The organism is Lacisediminihabitans sp. H27-G8, assembly GCF_046156175.1.
Lineage (GTDB): Bacteria > Actinomycetota > Actinomycetes > Actinomycetales > Microbacteriaceae > Lacisediminihabitans.
In genome coordinates this window covers 333,894-351,051 of sequence record NZ_JAYLVL010000002.1, presented here as the reverse complement: position 1 = coordinate 351,051, position 17,158 = coordinate 333,894, and the positions used below count along the sequence as shown (strand labels likewise).

Below are 17,158 nucleotides of genomic sequence, written 5' to 3'. Positions count from 1 at the left end.
CGTCGATGGGGGGCTCCTCAGGCGCGCCTGCCGCGCGCCGGGATGAGCCTCACCAGGCTGATAACGGTGGCGAGGTCGCGCCTGATGGGCGGGACGAGTAGCGACAGCAGAGCATAGACGGCGATCATGACGGCGGCGGCAGCACAAAGCTGCACGATCGGGCTCAGAGCGTGCAGAAGGTAGACCGTCGCGCCCGCTGCGGCAGCCGACGACGAGACGGCAGCGAGGATCCGGCCCGCTCCGCCGTAGAGCCGCCGCACCGGGAGCTCGGTGCGACGCGACAGCCACCAGAGCGAAATGGGCCAGGAGAGAGCGGGAGCCACCGCGTAGCCCGCCGCGACCCCGATGACTCCCCACTGCGAGCCCACCAGGATGCAAGCCACCTTAATCGCCGAGGAGACCAGGGTGTAGCGGAGCAGATCGCGGGTGAGCCCCCGAGAGACGTAGACCCAGTACCCGACGAAAGCGAGGATCTGGAAGATGCCCGCGAGCGCGAGGAGCGACAAGATCGGTGCGACAGAGATCCACTTCGCGCCGAGGAAGATCGCGGTGATGGGGTGAGCGGCACACACCACGAGGCCGAGTCCCGCGACGAGTGTGTATCCGAGCCCGATCTGGCCCTGCGCGATGTAGTCCCCGAACCTCTTCACATCCGAGGAGAGACGGGAGAGCACGGGCAGCGCGACGGTGGTCAGCGGGATGCGCACCTGGTTGAGCGGGGTCATCAATAGCTGGAATGCTCGGGAGTAGAAGCCGAGCGAGGTGGCGCCGAAGCGGATGCCGACGGTGAACGAGTCCACGTTGTTGCTGATGTAGCCCACAAGTTGGGTCGCGACGAGGTTGCCCCCGAAACGGATCATCTCCCCGAGCGGAACATGCCGGCGCGGCCGTCCGGGCAACCAGTGGGCCGAGATCGAGATGATCACCAGCAGCACCACCGCCTGGCCGAGCTGCTGGACCACCAGCGCCCAATAGCCCCAGCCGAGGACCGCGGCGACGATCGCGAGCGCGAGTGCGATGGCCGGGCCGAGCACATCCGCCAGGGCGAGGCGGGAGAACTTGAGGCGTCGCACCAGGTCTGCACGGTACTGGGTGGTGAGTCCGTTGATCACGAAGATGAGCGAGAGGGCATGGGCGATCGGGATGAGGTCGGGCTGCGAATACAGGCCTGCGAGCAGCGGGGCGCCGATGAAGTAGACCAGGACTCCGAGCACCACGCCGATGCCGGTGTTGATCCAGAACAGGTTGTCCCGCTGGTGGATCGAGAGCGTCGGGGCCTGGATGGCCGCGGAGGAGAGGCCGAAGTCGCGGAGGAGCTCGCCGATGCCGATCACCGCGACGACCATCGCGATCAGACCGTAGTCGTGGGGATCGAGCAGGCGGGCGAGCACCACGACGCTCGCCACCTGGATCACCACCTTGGCGCCCTGGGCGCCGAGCGTCACCGCGGCTCCGCGCGCCGCCCTCCGTCCGAGCCCGGGCTCTTCGATCGAGTCGACCTCAGACATCTTTCCTCCGTCGAGCGCGCAGCCGTCTCAGGGTCCCACGCCCGGCCCGGATGGACTCCCGCGGACGGCCGAGGCCGAGCGACAGGAGGCCGAACCCGCGGTAGTGGGGCACCCGGGCACCGGAGGCGATCGCTCCCAGTAGTCGGCCGAGGAGCGTCGTCCGCCGGTCGCGCTGGAGGGGTTGCATGCCGGCGAGATCGTCGATGTCGATGGGACGGGCGACGATCACGCCAGCGGAGACGGCGCGCGCGATCAGATCCTGTCCCCTGAGCGACCGCGCGATCAGCGCGCTCACCCCGGCTCCCTCGGCGAAATCGGGATACCCCCGCGAGTCCGGCCGCCAAAAGTCTGCCGCCGTCACGTCGGCGCTCTCGCCCACCCCATCCGCGCAGATCTTGCAACGCCACTGTGTGGCGGGGCCGAGGGTCGATCCCCAGGAGTCTTCGTAGCTCGCGGATGCCGTCGATCCGTCGCCGCGTGTGACCGTGAACCGTCCGGGCCAGCCGCGTCCGCGGTACCAGAGACTCTCTACGGGCTCGGCCGAGGGCACTCCGAGTGATTCGACCAGGCGATCGGTGGCGTGCTGGCTCGGTGTCCCGGCGCAGAAGAAGGACAGCAGGATGGGCGCCGGGGAGTCCGGGGTGGCGGGCGACGACCGGAGGAGCGCCCGCACCGCGCTGGCCTCACATGGCTTTCCGACGAAGACGGTCGAGGCGTCGAGCGCCCCCGCACCCGCGGCGGTCGAGACGGGGGCATAGCGCGATCCGGCGAGGCGGAGGGCGTCCTCCCTCGTGGTGATCTGGACGGCGACCGTGCGGCGGGGCGCGTCGGTGTCGGCGGCCGCACCGATCATCCGGGAGGATTCGCCGGTCTCGAGTAGCCAACCGGCGAGGGCGGTGAGGGTCCCACCGCTGCTACCCGCGAACCGCACGGCCTCGTCTGTTGCCCAGGCCTCGTAGGCGGCGACATAGGAACCCATCGTGGGGTGGCGGCGGGAGCCGCGGGGCTTCTCTGCCCGCACGGTGAGCCCGGGGCAGCTCGAGCGGAACCGGGAGACCGAGTCCGCCGCGGCGTCGGACTCTCCGACTCTCTCGGGTCGCGAGAACCCGTCGCCGTCGAGTTGCAGGCGGATGCCGGAGTCCAGTTGCGCACAGCCCCCGCATCCCGAGCAGTTGCCGGCATCCACCACCCGCTTTATGGCGGCGTCGAGCCGCGACCCGGCGGTCACGCCATCTTCCGGAGGGACTCTTCGGCGAGCAGCAACGTCGCATGCGCCCGCCGGACGACCCCGTCGACGTCGGAGGCGAGGGCGGGATCAGCCAGCGCCGTGAGCACAGATGCCACCGGATCCGGGTCCGACCGGAGGTCGACGGTGTGGTTCCAGCCGAGGCCCGCGAGCAGAGGCTCGAACTTGCGCGAATAGGCGAGCGGCACGGCCGGGGTTCCGACCGAGAGAGCGTTGAGGCACGCGTGCATGCGGGACGCGATCACCACGGATGCCCCACCCACGGCCGTGCGCACGTCGTCGAGCCCGGCGGGGATGAGCACCTCGGCGCCCGGCGCGTGGGCGAGGGCGAACTCGCGAATGGCGGGCACGTCGTTGTCCGCGTTGTCCGCCTCCAATACGTGCGCGAGGAGGGTCACCGTCCTCCCGTCCGCGACCAGCGCGTCGTGGAGCCGCGCGAGGGTGTTGCGATACTCCCGGAAGTCGACATGCGGGTTGGGGTTCCAGAGGAGTCCGGAGATGTTGAGGATCACGTCCCGGGTCGGTCCGGGAGCGGGCCGGGGGAGCGCGAAGACCACGTCGGTCGTGACGACGTCGACGGGATGGCCGAGCCCGGCGGAATAGTCCGCGCTCTGCCGGTCCCGCGCCATGATCACCCGACTGCGGCGGAGTGACGCGCGCGCGAGCATCCGTCCTCTCCGGGTGGTGAACGGGCCGATCGTCTGTGGGCCGAGCGCGAGCGGAACGCCCGCCTGCGCCACGAGCTCCGCGACGGCACCCATCACCGCGAGGCGCTGCAGTCCGTAGATGTCGGCGAAGCTGTCGCCGGACCGGGTGTCGATGGCGAGGTCGAATCCGGCCAGCCAGCGCTGCATGCCGAGTCGTCCCGTGACGCGCTCCTTCACCAGGGAGCGGAGCCTGCCGAAGGGCAGCTCCGGTGCCCGGTGTCCGTAGTTCTGGAAGACGATCTCGGCGTCGGGCCAGACCCGGAGGGCGAGCGCGGCGGTACCGCGTCCGAGCACCCGCACGCCGAGGTTGGGGGAGGCGTCATCGGCCCAGAGGATGAGGATTCGTTTCACGTCTGCCTTCGCTGTCATGTCAGCGCCCGAACCAGGCGCCGCGGAGGGGGGTGCCAGCGACCAGGGCGTCGGCGAGCGAGCGCCCGACCAGCCCCTGACGCCGGTAGGCACCTAGGGCGAGCCGGCTGAGGTCCCCGCGATCGAGGATCGGCTCCGGCCCGTCGTCGACGCCGTCCGAGGCGTCGGCGAAGCCGTCGTGCGCGAGCAGGATCGAGCCCGCCTTCGCGTCGCGCAGTGCCCGACCGAGACGTTCTTCGGTGGACGCTTCCCGTGAATCCAGCAGCGTCGGCCCCCAAAGCACGGGCTCGAGCCCCGTTCGGCGGATCGCGCGCCAGGTCGCGAAGGTCTGGCGACCGTAGGGCGGCCGCATCCAGCGCACCTCGACCCCGGCGAGGTCCTCGAGTTCCGCTCTGCCGCGCGCCGTCCGCGCGGTCACCTCCGCGGGGGTGAAGTCGGTGAGGGCCCGGTGGTCGACACCGTGAAGTGCGATCTCATGGCCGGCGGCGACCACCTGCGACAGCAGCGCTTGATGGCGGCGGGCCCGCCCGACGAGCACGAAGAAGGTGGCCGTCGCACCGAGTTCGTCGAGGGCGGCGAGCACCCGGTCGGTACCACCGGGCTGCGGGCCGTCGTCGTAGGTCAGCACGATGTGCGGTTCGGTCGTGCGCACCGCGAGCACGGACCCGATAACGGCGGAGTGGGCGCGCACGAACGATTTCGCCGAGCGCCTGAGGTCAGTCATGGCGCCGATACTCCTCGTACACGGTGCCGGTGGCCGCGGCGATCATGCCGATGCCCCGGTTTGCGAGCCGAAGCCCGCGCGCCTGATGATGCAAGGAGCGGATGGCGAGGCCGGCCGCGAATCGCAGCGTGCCGGTGGCGATCCGCACGGGTCCGCCGACCAGGGCCCGCGCGCGCACAGCCAGTCGCTCCGCGCCGGTCTTGGCCACGTACAGGTCGATGGTCGTGCGCGTGTTCGAGCTGCGCCGCGCCCTCCGCAGTACCCAGGAACGGGAGGCCCGGGAGGCGGGCACGAAGTCGGTCGCTTCGGACTCGTTGCACCAGACGATTCGTCCGCCGGCCTCGACGAGTTGGCGGCTGAAGAGGGTGTCCTCCCCTCCGGTGAGGCCGAAGCGATTGTCGAAACGCACGCGATGGACGCGGAGCCGGTTGAGGTCGAGCAGGAGGTTTCCGGTCGCCGCCACCTCCACCTCGGTTCCGCTCGGCATGTTCGGCCGACGAAAGAACTGTCCGGCTTCGACCCAGGGGTCCGGGGCCTCGTCGAAGACGGAGACGACGCGCCCCATCACTGCCGTTGCGGGGAACGCGCGCCAGGTCTCGATGAGAGACGACAGCCACGCGTCGCGGGGGCTCTCGTCGTCATCGATATAGACCAGCAGGTCTCGCCCGTGGCACTCGTCAAGGCCGCGGTTTCGGGCGGCCGCGATACCCGGCTCCGGTTCGACCACATAGTCCACCAGCTCCGACCCCAGCTCATCGACCACGAATCGGGCCCCGCCGTTCGCGTCGTTGTCCACCACGAGAACGCGGCAGTCGGGGCCATCCGGCGAGTCGTTCGTGCGGACCACCTGCTCGAGGATGTCGGGCAGCGCCCGCGCGAGCTCCTGCGGACGGCGGTAGGTGAGGATGACCACGGTGAGGGTGGTCGGCGTCGTCATCTGCCCTCGCTTGCCAGGACGGCGGCACGCCGATACGCCGCGACATGCGCTCGGCCGGCGTCAGTCCAGTCGCGGGCGGACAGGTCGGGATGCGCGCTCGAGGGTCGGGTTCTCGCCGCCGCGAGGGCGGAACCGAGCACCTCGCCCGTGAGCTCACCCGAGTACCGATGCACCCATCCTTCGCCGACCTCCGCTGCCAGGTCGACATTGACGGCGTTGTCCGGAACGATGACGGGACGATCGAGGGATAGTGCCGCGAGGGTGCCGCCCGAATTGTGCATGAAGAGATAGGGCAGCACCACCATTTCAGACGAGGTGACGACATCCACCAGCTCCTGGTCGGAGAGGAACTGGAGGTGGAGCGCGATCCGCTCGTCGCCGCGGGCCAGGCCCTCCACGGACTCCGCGAGATCCACGGTGGACGGCTTGCCCCCCACCCTCAGCGACAGCGCGCGGTCATCCAGCTGGCGGAACGCGCCGATCAGGCTCTCGACGCCCTTGTAGCGGCGGATGAGTCCCACGTACCCGAACTGGCCGGGCACGACGGAGCTCCGGTCGCGGTCGCGGTACCACTCCCGGTAGTGCCCGTGTGGGATGGTCTCCACAGGCTGCCCCGCCTCGACCGTGGTTGATTCGTTGAGGCGGATGCGGAGAGTCGTCAACCGGTCGAACCAGTCGAGGAGGATTACCTCGCGACGAGTGAGGCCGTCGGGCCGTTCGACGTTGTGCATCGTGCGCACGACGGGCGTGCGGGTCGCCCGCAGGCGGAGATAGAACAGCACCGTGAGTGCCTGCCGGGCGAGCGACTTCGCCGGGGAGCTGCCCCGGGCCAGGATCTCGGGCCAATGCGAGTGGTAGAGGTCGTAGCGTCCGGTGAGCGCGGTCTTCCAGTCGAAGTTCAGCACCGAGACACCGGGGGACTGGCGCAGCGCATCCGCGAGCATGACCAGGTACGGGTTGGTCGTGGGCCGGGGCGACGGGAAGGACTGGAGCACCACGAGCGTGTGGGCGTGCGGAGGGCGTGCAGACCGCGCCGAGGTCACGGAGCACTCCTCTCTACGGGGATCGAGGGGGTGATGCACAGGCCGCTGTCGGTGCCGGTCTGTGTACCGTTACGCTAGCTTGCCTCACATGGCAGGATGGTGGCAACTCGATGATCGAGCCGTGCACCTCTCACCACCGGGCCGGAGCGGACGCGCTGTCTCCCGCAGGAGGTGAATCGTGGCAGGTGCGACCTTCACCGGCCTCGGCGTCGTCGTCGTGAACTACGCCTCGTCAGAACTGTTGAGCCAGAACCTCGTCCCTGTGACGGAGTCCCTTCCCGGCGCGATCACCGTCGTGGTCGACAATCTGAGTTCGGTGGCGGAACGACGGGCCGTGTCCGAATTGACGGAACGGCACGGCTGGACCGGTGTCTTCGCGCAAACGAACGCCGGGTTCGGAGAAGGCATGAACGCCGGCGTATCCGCGGCTCGATCCGCGGGAGCAACGGCCTTCCTTCTGCTCAACCCCGATGCCACGATCGATCCCTCGAGCGTGGCGATGCTCCTCGCCCTCGTGCGTGCCGATCCGCGGCTGCTGGTGGCACCGACGGTTCTCCGCCCTGACGGAACCGTGTGGTTCGGGGGAGCGCACGTGTCGCTGGAGGACGGACGCATCCGCTCCCGGGCGCGTCGGCTGGAGGCCGGTTCGGACCGGGTGGAGCCGTGGTTGAGCGGAGCCTGCCTCATGGTCTCCGACGAGCTCTGGCGGGAGGTCGGAGGGTTCCAGGGCGATTACTTCCTCTATTGGGAGGACGTGGACCTGTCCTACCGCATCCGCCGGCTCGGAGGGCGGATCGAGGTGGTCGACTCGGCCCGTGCGGTCCATGCCGAAGGTGGCACCCAGGGCGTGGGTTCGCAGGCGTCCGGCACCCCGAAGTCGACCACCTACTACTACTACAACATCCGCAACCGGTTGGTGTTCGCCGCCCGCCACCTCTCGGTTGCGGACGTGCGACGCTGGCGGAGGACCGCTCCGCGGGTCGCCTGGGAAGTGCTTCTCGAGGGGGGTCGGCGACAGCTGCTCCGCTCGCCGCGGCCTGCGCTCGCCGCCGCACGCGGCCTCCGCGACGGGCTGCGACTGTCTCGCCGGGGCAACTCGACGCGAAAGGATCCGGCATGAGCTTCACCAGCCGATTCACCCGGCTCTCCCCCTACGCGCGCGGCCAGCTAAGGGGCTATCATCGCGTGCGGATCGGACCTCGGGTGAAGCTCGGGGGACCGGGCACCTACGACCTCCGTCCGGGGAGCGCCATCCGTGCGGGGACGAGGATCTGGGTCGGTCCGGGAGCCACCCTCACCCTGGAGCGCGGGAGCGCGATCGGCGCGAATTGCGTTGTCAACGTCGAGACGGGGATCCACCTCGGGCCCGGGTCCCAGGTGTCGTGGGGGGTCCAGCTGCTCGACACGGATTTCCACGCGATCACCGACGACGACGGAGTGGTCCACCCGCACACGAGCCCGATCGTGATCGGGGCCCACGTGCTCGTCGGTACCGGCGTGATGATCCTCAAGGGAGTGTCGCTCGGTGACGGCTCGATCGTCGCGGCCGGTTCCGTCGTCACCCGGTCGGTCGAGCCGGGGGTCGTGGTCGGCGGCAATCCGGCTCGGCCCATCGGGCGCTCGCGCGACTGGAACTGAGATGTCTTCGTGACATCCAGCCGCCTATAATATGACCAGCGCGTACCCGAACGCGCTGTGCATGAGAGCTGGACAGCCATTGACTGAGCCTGGAATTCCTATCGACGCGAGCCTCGAAAATTCCCATGGATCGTATCTCGACCTCGTGCGCGAGATGAGTCGAGCACAGAAGCCAGCGGCTCGCAGCGCTCCAGCCTACTCACGGTTCGTCAATCGGCGACTCGGCCGGTATCTCGCCGCCGCTGCTCATCGAGCGGGTCTCGGAGCGAATGCGGTGACGGCGATCAGCGCCGTCTGGACCTTTGTGGCGATAGCCTTCCTGATCGCCTTCCCGCCGTCCTGGGGTCTGGGCGTCGCGGTCGCCGTCTTCCTGCTCATCGGGTACGCGTTCGACTCGGCGGATGGCCAGGTCTCGCGACTAGAAGGCACCAGCAGTCCCGCCGGGGAATGGCTCGACCACATGGTCGACTCGGTGAAGGTGTCATCCATGCCGCTGGCTGTTGCGATCGGTTTCTACCGGTTCGAGGTGGTGCCGCGCGGGTGGCTCCTCGTACCGATCGCGTTCTCCGTGGTGTCCGCCGTGCTGTTCTTTTGCATGATCCTCACCGAGCAGTTGCGCCGCGCCCACGGGTCGCCGTCCGTCGCGGCGGATGCGCCCGGCCGCCCCTCCTGGCTGCGCGCGATCCTCGTGCTCCCGATGGACTATGGGGTGTTGTGCCTCTCCTTCGTGCTGCTCGGGGCCCCGCTGGTTTTCTTCGCGGTCTACACCCTGCTTTTCGCGGCCACCACGGCGTTTCTCCTGCTCGCCGCCGTCAAGTGGTTCCGAGAACTATCCGCTTGGCCGTCCACTGCTCAGGCAACGAAGTCCGAGGGGAACCCGTCATGAGTTCGGATCCTCCGGAGTCGACCGTTTCCGACCCATCCGCGACCGGATCGGCGGGCTTCGCGGCCTGGATCCGGCGCAATCGCGTGTTGGCGATCGTCCTGGCCGCGCTCCTGGTCGTGCTGATCGTCGTCGGCGCCGTGGTCGCCACAGCCCTGGCCGCGAGCCAGGGCCCGGTCTCCGCCGGGGCGAATGCCGGCAGCACCGCGACTCCGCGGCCCTCGCAGTCCTCCACAGCGAGCCCTTCACCGTCAGCGAGCCCGGGCGCGCCCACTCCGACCCCGAGCCCGACCATCGACCCCGCATTCGGCGCGCCGGTCGCGGCGACCGTCGACAAGGCCGCCCCGGCGCAGCTGACGGGGTCGCTCACCGCCCGCATCGTCTCGTCGACGCCGATCACTGCCACCGGTACCCAGGTGGGAGAGGTCAGCGGTCCCGCGATCCAGGTCGTGCTCGAACTGGTCAACGGCTCGGCGGCGTCCGTCTCGCTGGACGCGGTGTCGGTCAACGGATACTACGGATCGGATCTCACTCCCGCCTCTCCGATCGTTCCGAAGGAGACCAGCACGGCCTTCGCCGGGTCGCTCGCGGCCAACGCGAAGGCCACCGGCACCTACGTCTTCAGCGTTCCGAAGAGCGACCAGCCGTCGTTCGTGCTCACGATGAGCGCGTCGGCGGGCGGGGCGCTCATCGTCTTCAAGTAGTCGTCATCTCCCAGTAGTCATCATCTTCAGGGAGTCGCCGGCCTGGCCGGCCACTTCTTTGAACCGCCCATTCAGCAACACTGCTTTTTGGAAACACTGCTCTTCAGAAACGCTGCTTTTCCGAAACGCTGCTTTTCAGAAACGCTACTTTTTGGAAACGCTGGCGGGTGCGTTCCCTCTGTCCGCCTTGGCCCGTTCCGGGTCGACAGGAGTGCCGGTGCGAGTCTCCGCCGCATCTTCATGAGGCGCCTCGGCCACGGTACCGGCGGGGGCGCGTCGGGCGCTCGCCGTGTACCGGGGCACGTGGATGCGCATGTGATTGAGCACGATCCCGATGACGGGGATCCGCGCGCTGGTCAGTGAATCGAGGGCCGATGCGAGCTTCGCGGCACGCACCCGAGTGGAGTCGACGACCACCAGGACGGCATCGGCGGACGGGCCGAGGATCGCCGCATCCGCCGAGACGGTGATGGGCGCGACATCCACGATGACCAGGTCGTAGTCTTTCGCGAAGGACTCGAGCAGCTCTGACATGCGGCCGGAGGCGAGGAGGGAACTCGGGTCCGACGGCACCTCCCCAGCCACGAGCACGGAGGTCCCCTCGATGGTCGCCACCTTCACCGCCGAGGTGCTGCCCGTGGTCTCCGCGATGGCCTCGGCCAGCCCGGGCGCGGCGGGAAGACCGGTGATGTGCGAGAGGGAGGGACGGCGGAGGTTGGCCTCCACCAGCAGCACGCGCTGGCGGCGCTCGCCGAGCGCAAGGGACAGTCCGAGCGCGGTAACGGTCGTTCCCTCGCGGGGAATCGCGGAGGTGACGAGCACGGTGAACGGCGTTCCCGCGATGGAAGAGAGGAGGGTCGCCGCCAGTTGGCGGTCCTCCTCGGTGACATGCACCGGCGAGGTCGTGCCGGCGCCGGAGGGGCGGTAGTGGTGACGGCGTCCGATCGAGCCGATGAGGGGGGCGTTGGTCACCTCGGCGAGGGCCTGCGGACCGTCGATCCGGGTCTCGATCCGCTGGCGGAGCACGACCACGAGGACACCGATGATGAGGCCGAGCACCAGGCCGGCGAGGAGGTTGCGGGAGGTGTCCGGCGACGACTTCGAGGTCGGCGGGGTGGCGGGCGTGACGATCGTCACGGCCAGTACCTTCTTGCTGCCCGTGGCGGTCGGAGCGAGGCGCTCGATCTCCGATGAGAGGCTCTCGGCGACGGCATTGGCGATGCCCGCCGCCCGGGATCCGGTCGAGGCCGTCGCGGTGACCTCGAGCAGCGCGGTTCCCTGGGGAGTGGTCGCGGTGATGTTACCGGCGAGGGTCGCCGGAGTCACGTCCAGACCCAGGGACTCGACGACCGGCGTGAGCACAATCGGCGAGGTCGCGAGCTCGGCGAAGGACAGCATCTGTGCCTGCGTGTAGGTGGAGCCCTGGTTGAGGTCGGTCGCTGAACTGCCGGTGCCGATGGAGAAGTAGAGCTTCGAGCTCGCCGAATAGACCGGAGTCGCGACGGCCGATGCGACGATTCCCGCCACCCCGCCCAGGATGAGCGCCGCAACGATGACGACCCATGAGCGACGGAGGGCGAGCAGGTATCTATTTGACGTCATGGTGATCACTCATTCGGTTGTGTTTGCGTGGTGGTGTTGCGGGACGGGCGGGCGGAACGGACTGCGTGGGACGGGACGAGGTGGCGAACCGATCGATCCATCTCACCCGGAACGAACAGCAGGTGGGACGGTGCGATCTCGTTGTGCGGAGTCTCCCGGGCGAGCTGGGTCGCCACCGCGAGGCCAACCACGAACCAGACGAAGATCGAATACTGCGTGATGAGGGCGACAGTGGCGAAGGCGGGGATCTGGGCCACGACGGCGATGGTGGGGGCGGTTGCACGGCCGGAGAGCACGAAACCGATGGCGACGAGGAGAGCCACCACGACCACGGCGAGAACGATCAGGCCTCCGGAGAGTCCGCTGAGGATCAGCTGGCTGTCGATCGACCGGAAGTTGCCGAAATACACCTGCCCGCTCGCGGAGGTGTGGGCAGAACTCGCCACGCCGATGAGGTTCATGTCGGAGATCAGCGACAGCAGGTTGCCGCGGTACGCCGCACTCCCGGTGGCCTCCGTGCCGGCATCCGTGAACACTGTGTTGACCACAGGGAGAAGGGCGAGGCTGAGAATGACGCCGGCCGTGGCGAGGACGATGCGGCGGCGGATGCTCAGAGCCTCGGCAAGGAACAGGATCGACAGCGCCAGCCCGAGCAGGGCGTCGATGATGCCGATGCGACTAAAGGTGAGAGTGGTCGCGATGAGCATAAGCAGCACCATGACGCCGCGGATCCAGAACCGGAACCGCGTGGCCAGGGTGAGCGGGATCGCCAGGGCGAGACTGGATCCGAGCGCGATGGAATGACCGAAAGCCCCCTCCGCGCGAAGGACCCCGCCGCGGCTCTGGAGTGAGCCCCAGGTGGCGAATGAGATGTTGTTGGCCCGCCACAGGGTGAAGAAGTTGACGCCCGTCAGGAACTCGATGATGGCCAGCACAGACACGATGGTGAACGCAACACCGATCGCGCCGTAGATCCAACGGATGTCGACGCGCGACGGGGCGAGCCTGCCGAGGGCGAATCCCACCACGAAGTAGGTGCAGAGGGAGAGGAGGAACGACAGCGCGATCGCTTGATTGCCGGTGAGCAGCGCGGCCGTGCCGACGAGAATGAGGAGCACCACGAGACCGTCGGTCAGCGTGAGCCGGAACCGCGCCGTCGGAAGGAGCGCGGCCGTCACGACGAGGGCGGCACCGGAGGCCGCGGGAACGTAGAAGTTGCCCCCGAACCCGAGGCCGACACCGATCCAGACCGGCACGAAACACAGCACGGTGATCCAGAATCCCACCGCGAGGCGGGGGGAGCGATGGAGCACGAGGTACAGCACGAAGACCAGTGCCACCCCGAGGGCGACGATGAACCCTCGATCGGTGAGGGGACCGGAGAGGGCCATGACAGCCATGCTAGCGAGCGGGAGTCACAATCGAGTCGATCAGGTCGACGATGCGTCGACGATAGACGACGGAGCCGTGTCGGGCTACTGCCCGCTCGGTGTCCGCTTCGATCTGTGGAGACGTCCCTTCCCACGTCTCGATCGTCTGCTGTAAGGCATCTGCCAGCGCGTCCGCGCTCCCCGGTACGACAGTTATGGCCGTCTGGTATCCCTCCGTTGCTTCCAACAATCCACTCGTCGCACTCGCGATCAGGCGCCGCCCGCTCAGTACCGCTTCGACCGCAGTGTCGCCGAACGGCTCGTCCCCGCGCGAGGGAACCACGACGACGTCGCCCGCCGCCACGATCGGCCAGATCGCCGACTGGAAGCCATGGAACGTCACGCGATCGCCGAGACCGGTGGACTCGACCTGATCTCGGAGCTGCTCCTCGTACCACTCGTACCCCGTGAAGACGTCACCGACGATATCCAGCCGGGACTCGACTCCGCGGGTGGCGAGGTGGGCGATCGACTGGATCGCGACATCCACTCCCTTGCGCGGGGAGAGCCGACCGACGTAGGTGATGCGCAGCGGGGACTCGAAGTGCTGCCGGGAGGGCGTGACGGCCGGTGGCCCGAGCACTCCGTTGTGCACCACGATCGCCCGTCGGGCAAGCCGGGGGAAGGATGCAGCGAGCACCCCGACACTGAAGCGGCTGTTGGCGATCACCCGGGTGGCGAAGACCAGGGGCAATGCCAGGGCCGACTTCAGCAGGCGCGGAGCGGATGATTCGCCCTCGTGCACATGGCAGATCACGGGGATGCGGCGCAGTCGGGCGAGGAGGATCCAGAGGGGGATCGTCATGGTGTTGACATAGACCACATCGGGTTTCAGTCCGGTCAGGAGCCTCATGCCGGACGCGAACCCGCGCACGGCGTCGGACAGAAACTCCAGCGCGCCGGCAGGTCGTAGAACGCTCTTTCGAAGCACCGGGGACGGGCGGAGAGTCACCCGCGCCCCGCGGAGTCGAAGCTCACCGACCATCGGCCCGGAGGTCGGCACAGTGACGGCCACCTTCCATCCGGCGTCGACCAGGGCGCTCACACTCTCCAGCAGCACACGGTCGGATCCGTAGAGCTCCGCGCCCGGGTGTGCGAAGAGGATGGTGCGATCGGTGGAATCCGCCATCACAGTTGGGTGGCCTTGAAGTTGTCGAAACTGGTGGTGACCGGTGACGCGGTAGCGGTGGTGGAGAGGTAGGAGCGCAGACCGACGTATCCGGCGACCTGAAGGGCGGCCGTGGTGTCCGTCACGCTGGCCTGCCAGGCGGCGGGCTCGGGCGTGCCGGTGACCCACAGCCTGGCGCGGATCGTGGTCGGGCTGGTGCCGGACACCTCGAGCCGCATCGATAGGGAGGTCGCCGGGGTGAACGTGATGCCCGGTACGGCCACGACCTGGAGCGCCGTGCCTCCCTGCAGGAGCTGCAGTTGAACGGCACCGCTGGCCTGCACGAGCGTGCGCGCCTGGTAGTTGGTGCTCCCGACATCCCGTCCGATCAGCGAGATGAAGGAACCACCGCCTGTCGGCAGCTGGTCGAGGCCGAACGACACGGTGAGATCAGCGGCCGAGGAGCTCACGGAGGTGAGGCTACTGGTCTTGGTCGACCCGATCGGAGCCGCCTGCTGTCCGACCCCTCCAGCGACGGTGTAGGCGGAGGCCGTCCCGGCGTTGACCCAAGAGCCGCCGACATCCGCAGCTCCCCACGAGTTCGAGATGGCAGTACCGAAGTCGGCCTGCGCGATCACGGTCCCGGGGGGAGTGACCGGGACGGAGACGGTGACCGGGGCCGCTGTGGAGTTCGTCGCGCCTTGGTCATCCGTGACCGTCAGCGTGATCGTGTAGGTGCCTGCCGCCGCGTAGGCGTGGGAGACCACCGATCCGGCGCCGGTGGAGCCGTCGCCGAAGTTCCACGCCCACGAGGCGACGGACCCATCGGCATCGGACGACCCCGACCCCTTCGCGGTGACCGACAGACCGGACGTCGACGAGGTGAATGAGGCGACCGGAGCGGTGTTGGCGATGGGCGACGGGCGTCCCGACGCCACCAGGTGGTTCACCACCTGCTGGCGGGTGAGCACCGTCGGGTACACGGCGACATCGGCGATCGTCCCGGACAAGAAGTTGCTCGTCGGGCGGTTCGCCCACCCGGAGAGGTTGTCTCCACCGACCCGCCAGAACCCGGAGAACGCCTGACCGGCGGTCACGTCGGTGCGGCTGCCGACGACGTTCCCGTCGACGTAGAGGCGCATGCCGTTGCTCCCGAGGGAAGCCGCGACTTGGTGCCACTGGCCGTCGTTGAAACGGTCTGCCGACACCAGTGTCGCTGAGGTGGCACCGCGTACGCCGAAGATCACGTGGCCCGCATTGTCGAGGTAGAGGTGTCGGTCGTAGCCGCCGGAGAGGCCCGTAGAGGCCGACCCGTACCCGACGATCTTCCCGCCCGCGGTCGAGGTCGTGCGGATCCACGCCTCCGTGGTGAACGTGTTCGGCGCGGGCGCAGCCACCGTGGTGCCGCCGCTGCCAGCGGAGGTTCCGGAGAAGGTGGACGCCAGGTCGCCGGGCATAATCCCCGTCGCACCGCGGGTGATTCCCGTTCCGAGTGTGAGGTCGGAGAAGGCGACGTGGTCGAACCCGACGGCGCCGGATGTCTCGTCCAACGGCCAGTACGAGCGCGGGGAGTCGGCGGCGACGGCGTTGCTGTAGGAGGCGGGCACCGTGGAGCTCGCGACAGTCACAGCGGCGCCGAGTCGACTTATCGAGTTGCCGAAAGCATCCGTCACGTACACCCGATAGGTGTGGCTGCTTCCGGGTACGAGGTTCCGGTCGACGAAGCCCATGCGGGGCAGCTGCCAGAATGTCGAGTCAAGCGAGGTGCGATAGACGGGGTTCGCGGTGGCCTCATCGCGCACGACGGTGTAGGTCAAGTTCTTGTTGTCCTGGTCCCAGGTCGCGGTCCAGGAGACGCGCACCTCGCCATCCGAGAGCGCTGTAGCCACAGGGATGAGCGCGGAGTTGACGTTCGGCGCTACCTTGTTGGGCGCGATGGACGGCACGGCGAACCGGGTGAGGCCGGCCTGCGCCACTCCGTTGACGAAGGGGAACTCCCCGCCGACGACGAGGTATTGGTTGTTGCCGGCCACGCTCCATGCGGCCTGCCCCTGGCCGGTGACGGTGCCTGTGACCCAGGTCGGGAACCAGTCGAGCAACGACGGGCTGGGGTTTCCGGCCCAGTTGAAGTACCCGCCCGGGTCCTTGGTGATCGTGCCTGTGGCCGCGCGGCTGAAGGCGATGGTCTGGTGGTGGGTCCTCGGGTTGGTGTCAGGGTACCCGCCGAGGTTGGCGCAGTAGTGCGGGTGACCCGCCACGTAGACGGCGGTGTCGGATGCGAAGACCGAGTAGGTGTCGCCGTGGCAGTCCTCGATCCACTGGATAGCTCCCGAGTTGGGGTCGGCCGAGAACGAGCCCTCCAGGTTGCCGTCCGTCAGCGAGCCGAAGACGTAGCCGGATCCGTAGATCCGGTCGCTCGTGGCGGTGAGGGCGGTGATCGCGGCCTTCGTGCCGCCGTCGCGCACCTTCAGGTTCGCCGCCCAGGGCATGACGTCACCCGTGGCGGTGTCGACCGCGCCGAGGCCGTAGTTGGCTACGCCACCGATGTGCGCGAATCGGCCGCCGAGTACGACCCGGGAGCCGTCCGGGGTGAGCGCCAACGCCTGCACGGTCGAATCCGCGTTCGGATTCCACGCGTCCACCGATCCGTCGGCGGCGTTGACCCTGGCGACAAATCCTCGGGCGGCACCGTTGACGCTCGAGAATGTGCCGCCAAGATAGACGGAGGTGTTGGTGGCCGTGACGGCTCGACCCTCGCTCTCCAAGATCGGGCGAAACGAGGGGATGATCTGTCCCGTCGCCGTGCTGAAAGCTGCCGCGCGGTAATACCCGGCCCCGTCGATGCTCGTGAAGTCGCCGACCACGTAGATGCGGGATCCATCGGGCGACGCCGTGATGGCGAGCGCCTGCGCGTTGAGGCTGGGGGCGAAGGTCGGGATGAGGACGCCGGTGGTCAGGTCGTAAGCGAGCAGGTTGTTCCGCACCACGGTGTTCACCCCGGCCGCAGCCCCGGCGGGGCGAGCCGTAGAGAACTTGCCGGCGACGTAGACCGTGTTGCCGACGACGACCTGGGACCAGGCCACGCCGTCGATCTGCGTGGTGGGCAGGGCGTCCGCGCTCACCGTCGGGGGCGTTGCGGGATTCGCCGGATCGGCAGGCGCCGTGTCTGCGTGGGCGGCGCCAGCCGATCCGAGGAGTAAGGATGCCACCAGCGCACCCGACGCGACCGCCGATAGGGCTGCTATCGGTCGGCGCGCGC

The 17,158-nt window shown here is 68.6% G+C and carries 14 protein-coding genes; 4 read left to right on the top strand and 10 right to left on the bottom strand.

Translation table 11 applies throughout. The features are described from left to right. Positions 1 to 17 precede the first annotated feature (17 nt). Genes VLI63_RS06495 through VLI63_RS06470 form a run of 6 tightly spaced genes read right to left on the bottom strand, consistent with a single transcriptional unit; the run spans position 18 to position 6,534 of the window. Positions 18 to 1,508, bottom strand: a complete 1,491-nt coding sequence (locus VLI63_RS06495; protein WP_409156051.1) for a lipopolysaccharide biosynthesis protein — start codon at positions 1,506 to 1,508, stop codon at positions 18 to 20. Beyond that, a complete protein-coding gene (locus tag VLI63_RS06490) occupies positions 1,501 to 2,736 on the bottom strand; it encodes a Coenzyme F420 hydrogenase/dehydrogenase, beta subunit C-terminal domain (protein ID WP_409156050.1) in 1,236 nt (411 codons plus the stop codon). The genes VLI63_RS06495 and VLI63_RS06490 overlap by 8 nt, the downstream gene beginning before the upstream one ends. Further along, positions 2,733 to 3,812: a polysaccharide pyruvyl transferase family protein gene (locus VLI63_RS06485; RefSeq protein ID WP_409156049.1), complete on the bottom strand. Its 1,080-nt coding sequence runs from the start codon at positions 3,810 to 3,812 to the stop codon at positions 2,733 to 2,735. The genes VLI63_RS06490 and VLI63_RS06485 overlap by 4 nt, the downstream gene beginning before the upstream one ends. Positions 3,813 to 3,831: 19 nt before the next feature. Then, positions 3,832 to 4,554, bottom strand: a complete 723-nt coding sequence (locus VLI63_RS06480) for a polysaccharide deacetylase family protein (RefSeq protein WP_409156048.1) — start codon at positions 4,552 to 4,554, stop codon at positions 3,832 to 3,834. Beyond that, on the bottom strand, positions 4,547 to 5,491 hold the full coding sequence (locus tag VLI63_RS06475) for a glycosyltransferase family 2 protein (RefSeq protein ID WP_409156047.1): 945 nt from the start codon (positions 5,489 to 5,491) through the stop codon (positions 4,547 to 4,549). Before VLI63_RS06475 ends, VLI63_RS06480 begins: the two co-directional genes overlap by 8 nt. Continuing rightward, a complete protein-coding gene (locus VLI63_RS06470; protein ID WP_409156046.1) occupies positions 5,488 to 6,534 on the bottom strand; it encodes a glycosyl transferase in 1,047 nt (348 codons plus the stop codon). The genes VLI63_RS06475 and VLI63_RS06470 overlap by 4 nt, the downstream gene beginning before the upstream one ends. A 178-nt stretch (positions 6,535 to 6,712) precedes the next feature. Here VLI63_RS06470 and VLI63_RS06465 point away from each other — a divergent pair, with 178 nt between their 5' ends. From VLI63_RS06465 to VLI63_RS06450, 4 genes are all read left to right on the top strand, one after another. Beyond that, the gene (locus VLI63_RS06465) at positions 6,713 to 7,654 is read left to right on the top strand and encodes a glycosyltransferase (RefSeq protein WP_409156045.1); all 942 of its coding nucleotides are present in this window, start codon (positions 6,713 to 6,715) and stop codon (positions 7,652 to 7,654) included. Further along, complete coding sequence (locus VLI63_RS06460) at positions 7,651 to 8,172, top strand: acyltransferase (protein ID WP_409156044.1); 522 nt, start codon at positions 7,651 to 7,653, stop codon at positions 8,170 to 8,172. The genes VLI63_RS06465 and VLI63_RS06460 overlap by 4 nt, the downstream gene beginning before the upstream one ends. Positions 8,173 to 8,326: 154 nt before the next feature. Continuing rightward, positions 8,327 to 9,058, top strand: a complete 732-nt coding sequence (locus VLI63_RS06455) for a CDP-alcohol phosphatidyltransferase family protein (protein ID WP_409156043.1) — start codon at positions 8,327 to 8,329, stop codon at positions 9,056 to 9,058. After that, positions 9,055 to 9,759 carry a hypothetical protein gene (locus tag VLI63_RS06450; protein WP_409156042.1) on the top strand — a complete coding sequence of 235 codons (705 nt, stop codon included), beginning with the start codon at positions 9,055 to 9,057 and terminating at the stop codon, positions 9,757 to 9,759. The genes VLI63_RS06455 and VLI63_RS06450 overlap by 4 nt, the downstream gene beginning before the upstream one ends. A 144-nt stretch (positions 9,760 to 9,903) precedes the next feature. Here VLI63_RS06450 and VLI63_RS06445 read toward each other — a convergent pair whose 3' ends face one another. Genes VLI63_RS06445 through VLI63_RS06430 form a run of 4 tightly spaced genes read right to left on the bottom strand, consistent with a single transcriptional unit; the run spans position 9,904 to position 17,108 of the window. Beyond that, positions 9,904 to 11,361 (bottom strand): polysaccharide biosynthesis tyrosine autokinase, encoded by a 1,458-nt coding sequence (locus VLI63_RS06445; RefSeq protein ID WP_409156041.1) that lies wholly within the window; start codon positions 11,359 to 11,361, stop codon positions 9,904 to 9,906. Positions 11,362 to 11,366: 5 nt separating this feature from the next. Continuing rightward, on the bottom strand, positions 11,367 to 12,752 hold the full coding sequence (locus VLI63_RS06440; protein WP_409156040.1) for a hypothetical protein: 1,386 nt from the start codon (positions 12,750 to 12,752) through the stop codon (positions 11,367 to 11,369). A gap of 10 nt (positions 12,753 to 12,762) precedes the next feature. Continuing rightward, positions 12,763 to 13,920: a glycosyltransferase gene (locus tag VLI63_RS06435; protein WP_409156039.1), complete on the bottom strand. Its 1,158-nt coding sequence runs from the start codon at positions 13,918 to 13,920 to the stop codon at positions 12,763 to 12,765. After that, positions 13,920 to 17,108, bottom strand: a complete 3,189-nt coding sequence (locus VLI63_RS06430) for a PKD domain-containing protein (protein ID WP_409156038.1) — start codon at positions 17,106 to 17,108, stop codon at positions 13,920 to 13,922. The genes VLI63_RS06435 and VLI63_RS06430 overlap by 1 nt, the downstream gene beginning before the upstream one ends. Positions 17,109 to 17,158 lie beyond the last annotated feature (50 nt).

What these genes read in the sequence shown, in the direction of transcription:
- VLI63_RS06495 (WP_409156051.1), bottom strand. Translation starts at nt 1,508, where the DNA reads ATGTCTGAGGTCGACTCGATCGAAGAGCCCGGGCTCGGACGGAGGGCG.
- VLI63_RS06480 (WP_409156048.1), bottom strand. Translation starts at nt 4,554, where the DNA reads ATGACTGACCTCAGGCGCTCGGCGAAATCGTTCGTGCGCGCCCACTCC.
- VLI63_RS06475 (WP_409156047.1), bottom strand. Translation starts at nt 5,491, where the DNA reads ATGACGACGCCGACCACCCTCACCGTGGTCATCCTCACCTACCGCCGT.
- VLI63_RS06460 (WP_409156044.1), top strand. Translation starts at nt 7,651, where the DNA reads ATGAGCTTCACCAGCCGATTCACCCGGCTCTCCCCCTACGCGCGCGGC.
- VLI63_RS06455 (WP_409156043.1), top strand. Translation starts at nt 8,327, where the DNA reads ATGAGTCGAGCACAGAAGCCAGCGGCTCGCAGCGCTCCAGCCTACTCA.
- VLI63_RS06450 (WP_409156042.1), top strand. Translation starts at nt 9,055, where the DNA reads ATGAGTTCGGATCCTCCGGAGTCGACCGTTTCCGACCCATCCGCGACC.
- VLI63_RS06445 (WP_409156041.1), bottom strand. Translation starts at nt 11,361, where the DNA reads ATGACGTCAAATAGATACCTGCTCGCCCTCCGTCGCTCATGGGTCGTC.
- VLI63_RS06440 (WP_409156040.1), bottom strand. Translation starts at nt 12,752, where the DNA reads ATGGCCCTCTCCGGTCCCCTCACCGATCGAGGGTTCATCGTCGCCCTC.
- VLI63_RS06435 (WP_409156039.1), bottom strand. Translation starts at nt 13,920, where the DNA reads ATGGCGGATTCCACCGATCGCACCATCCTCTTCGCACACCCGGGCGCG.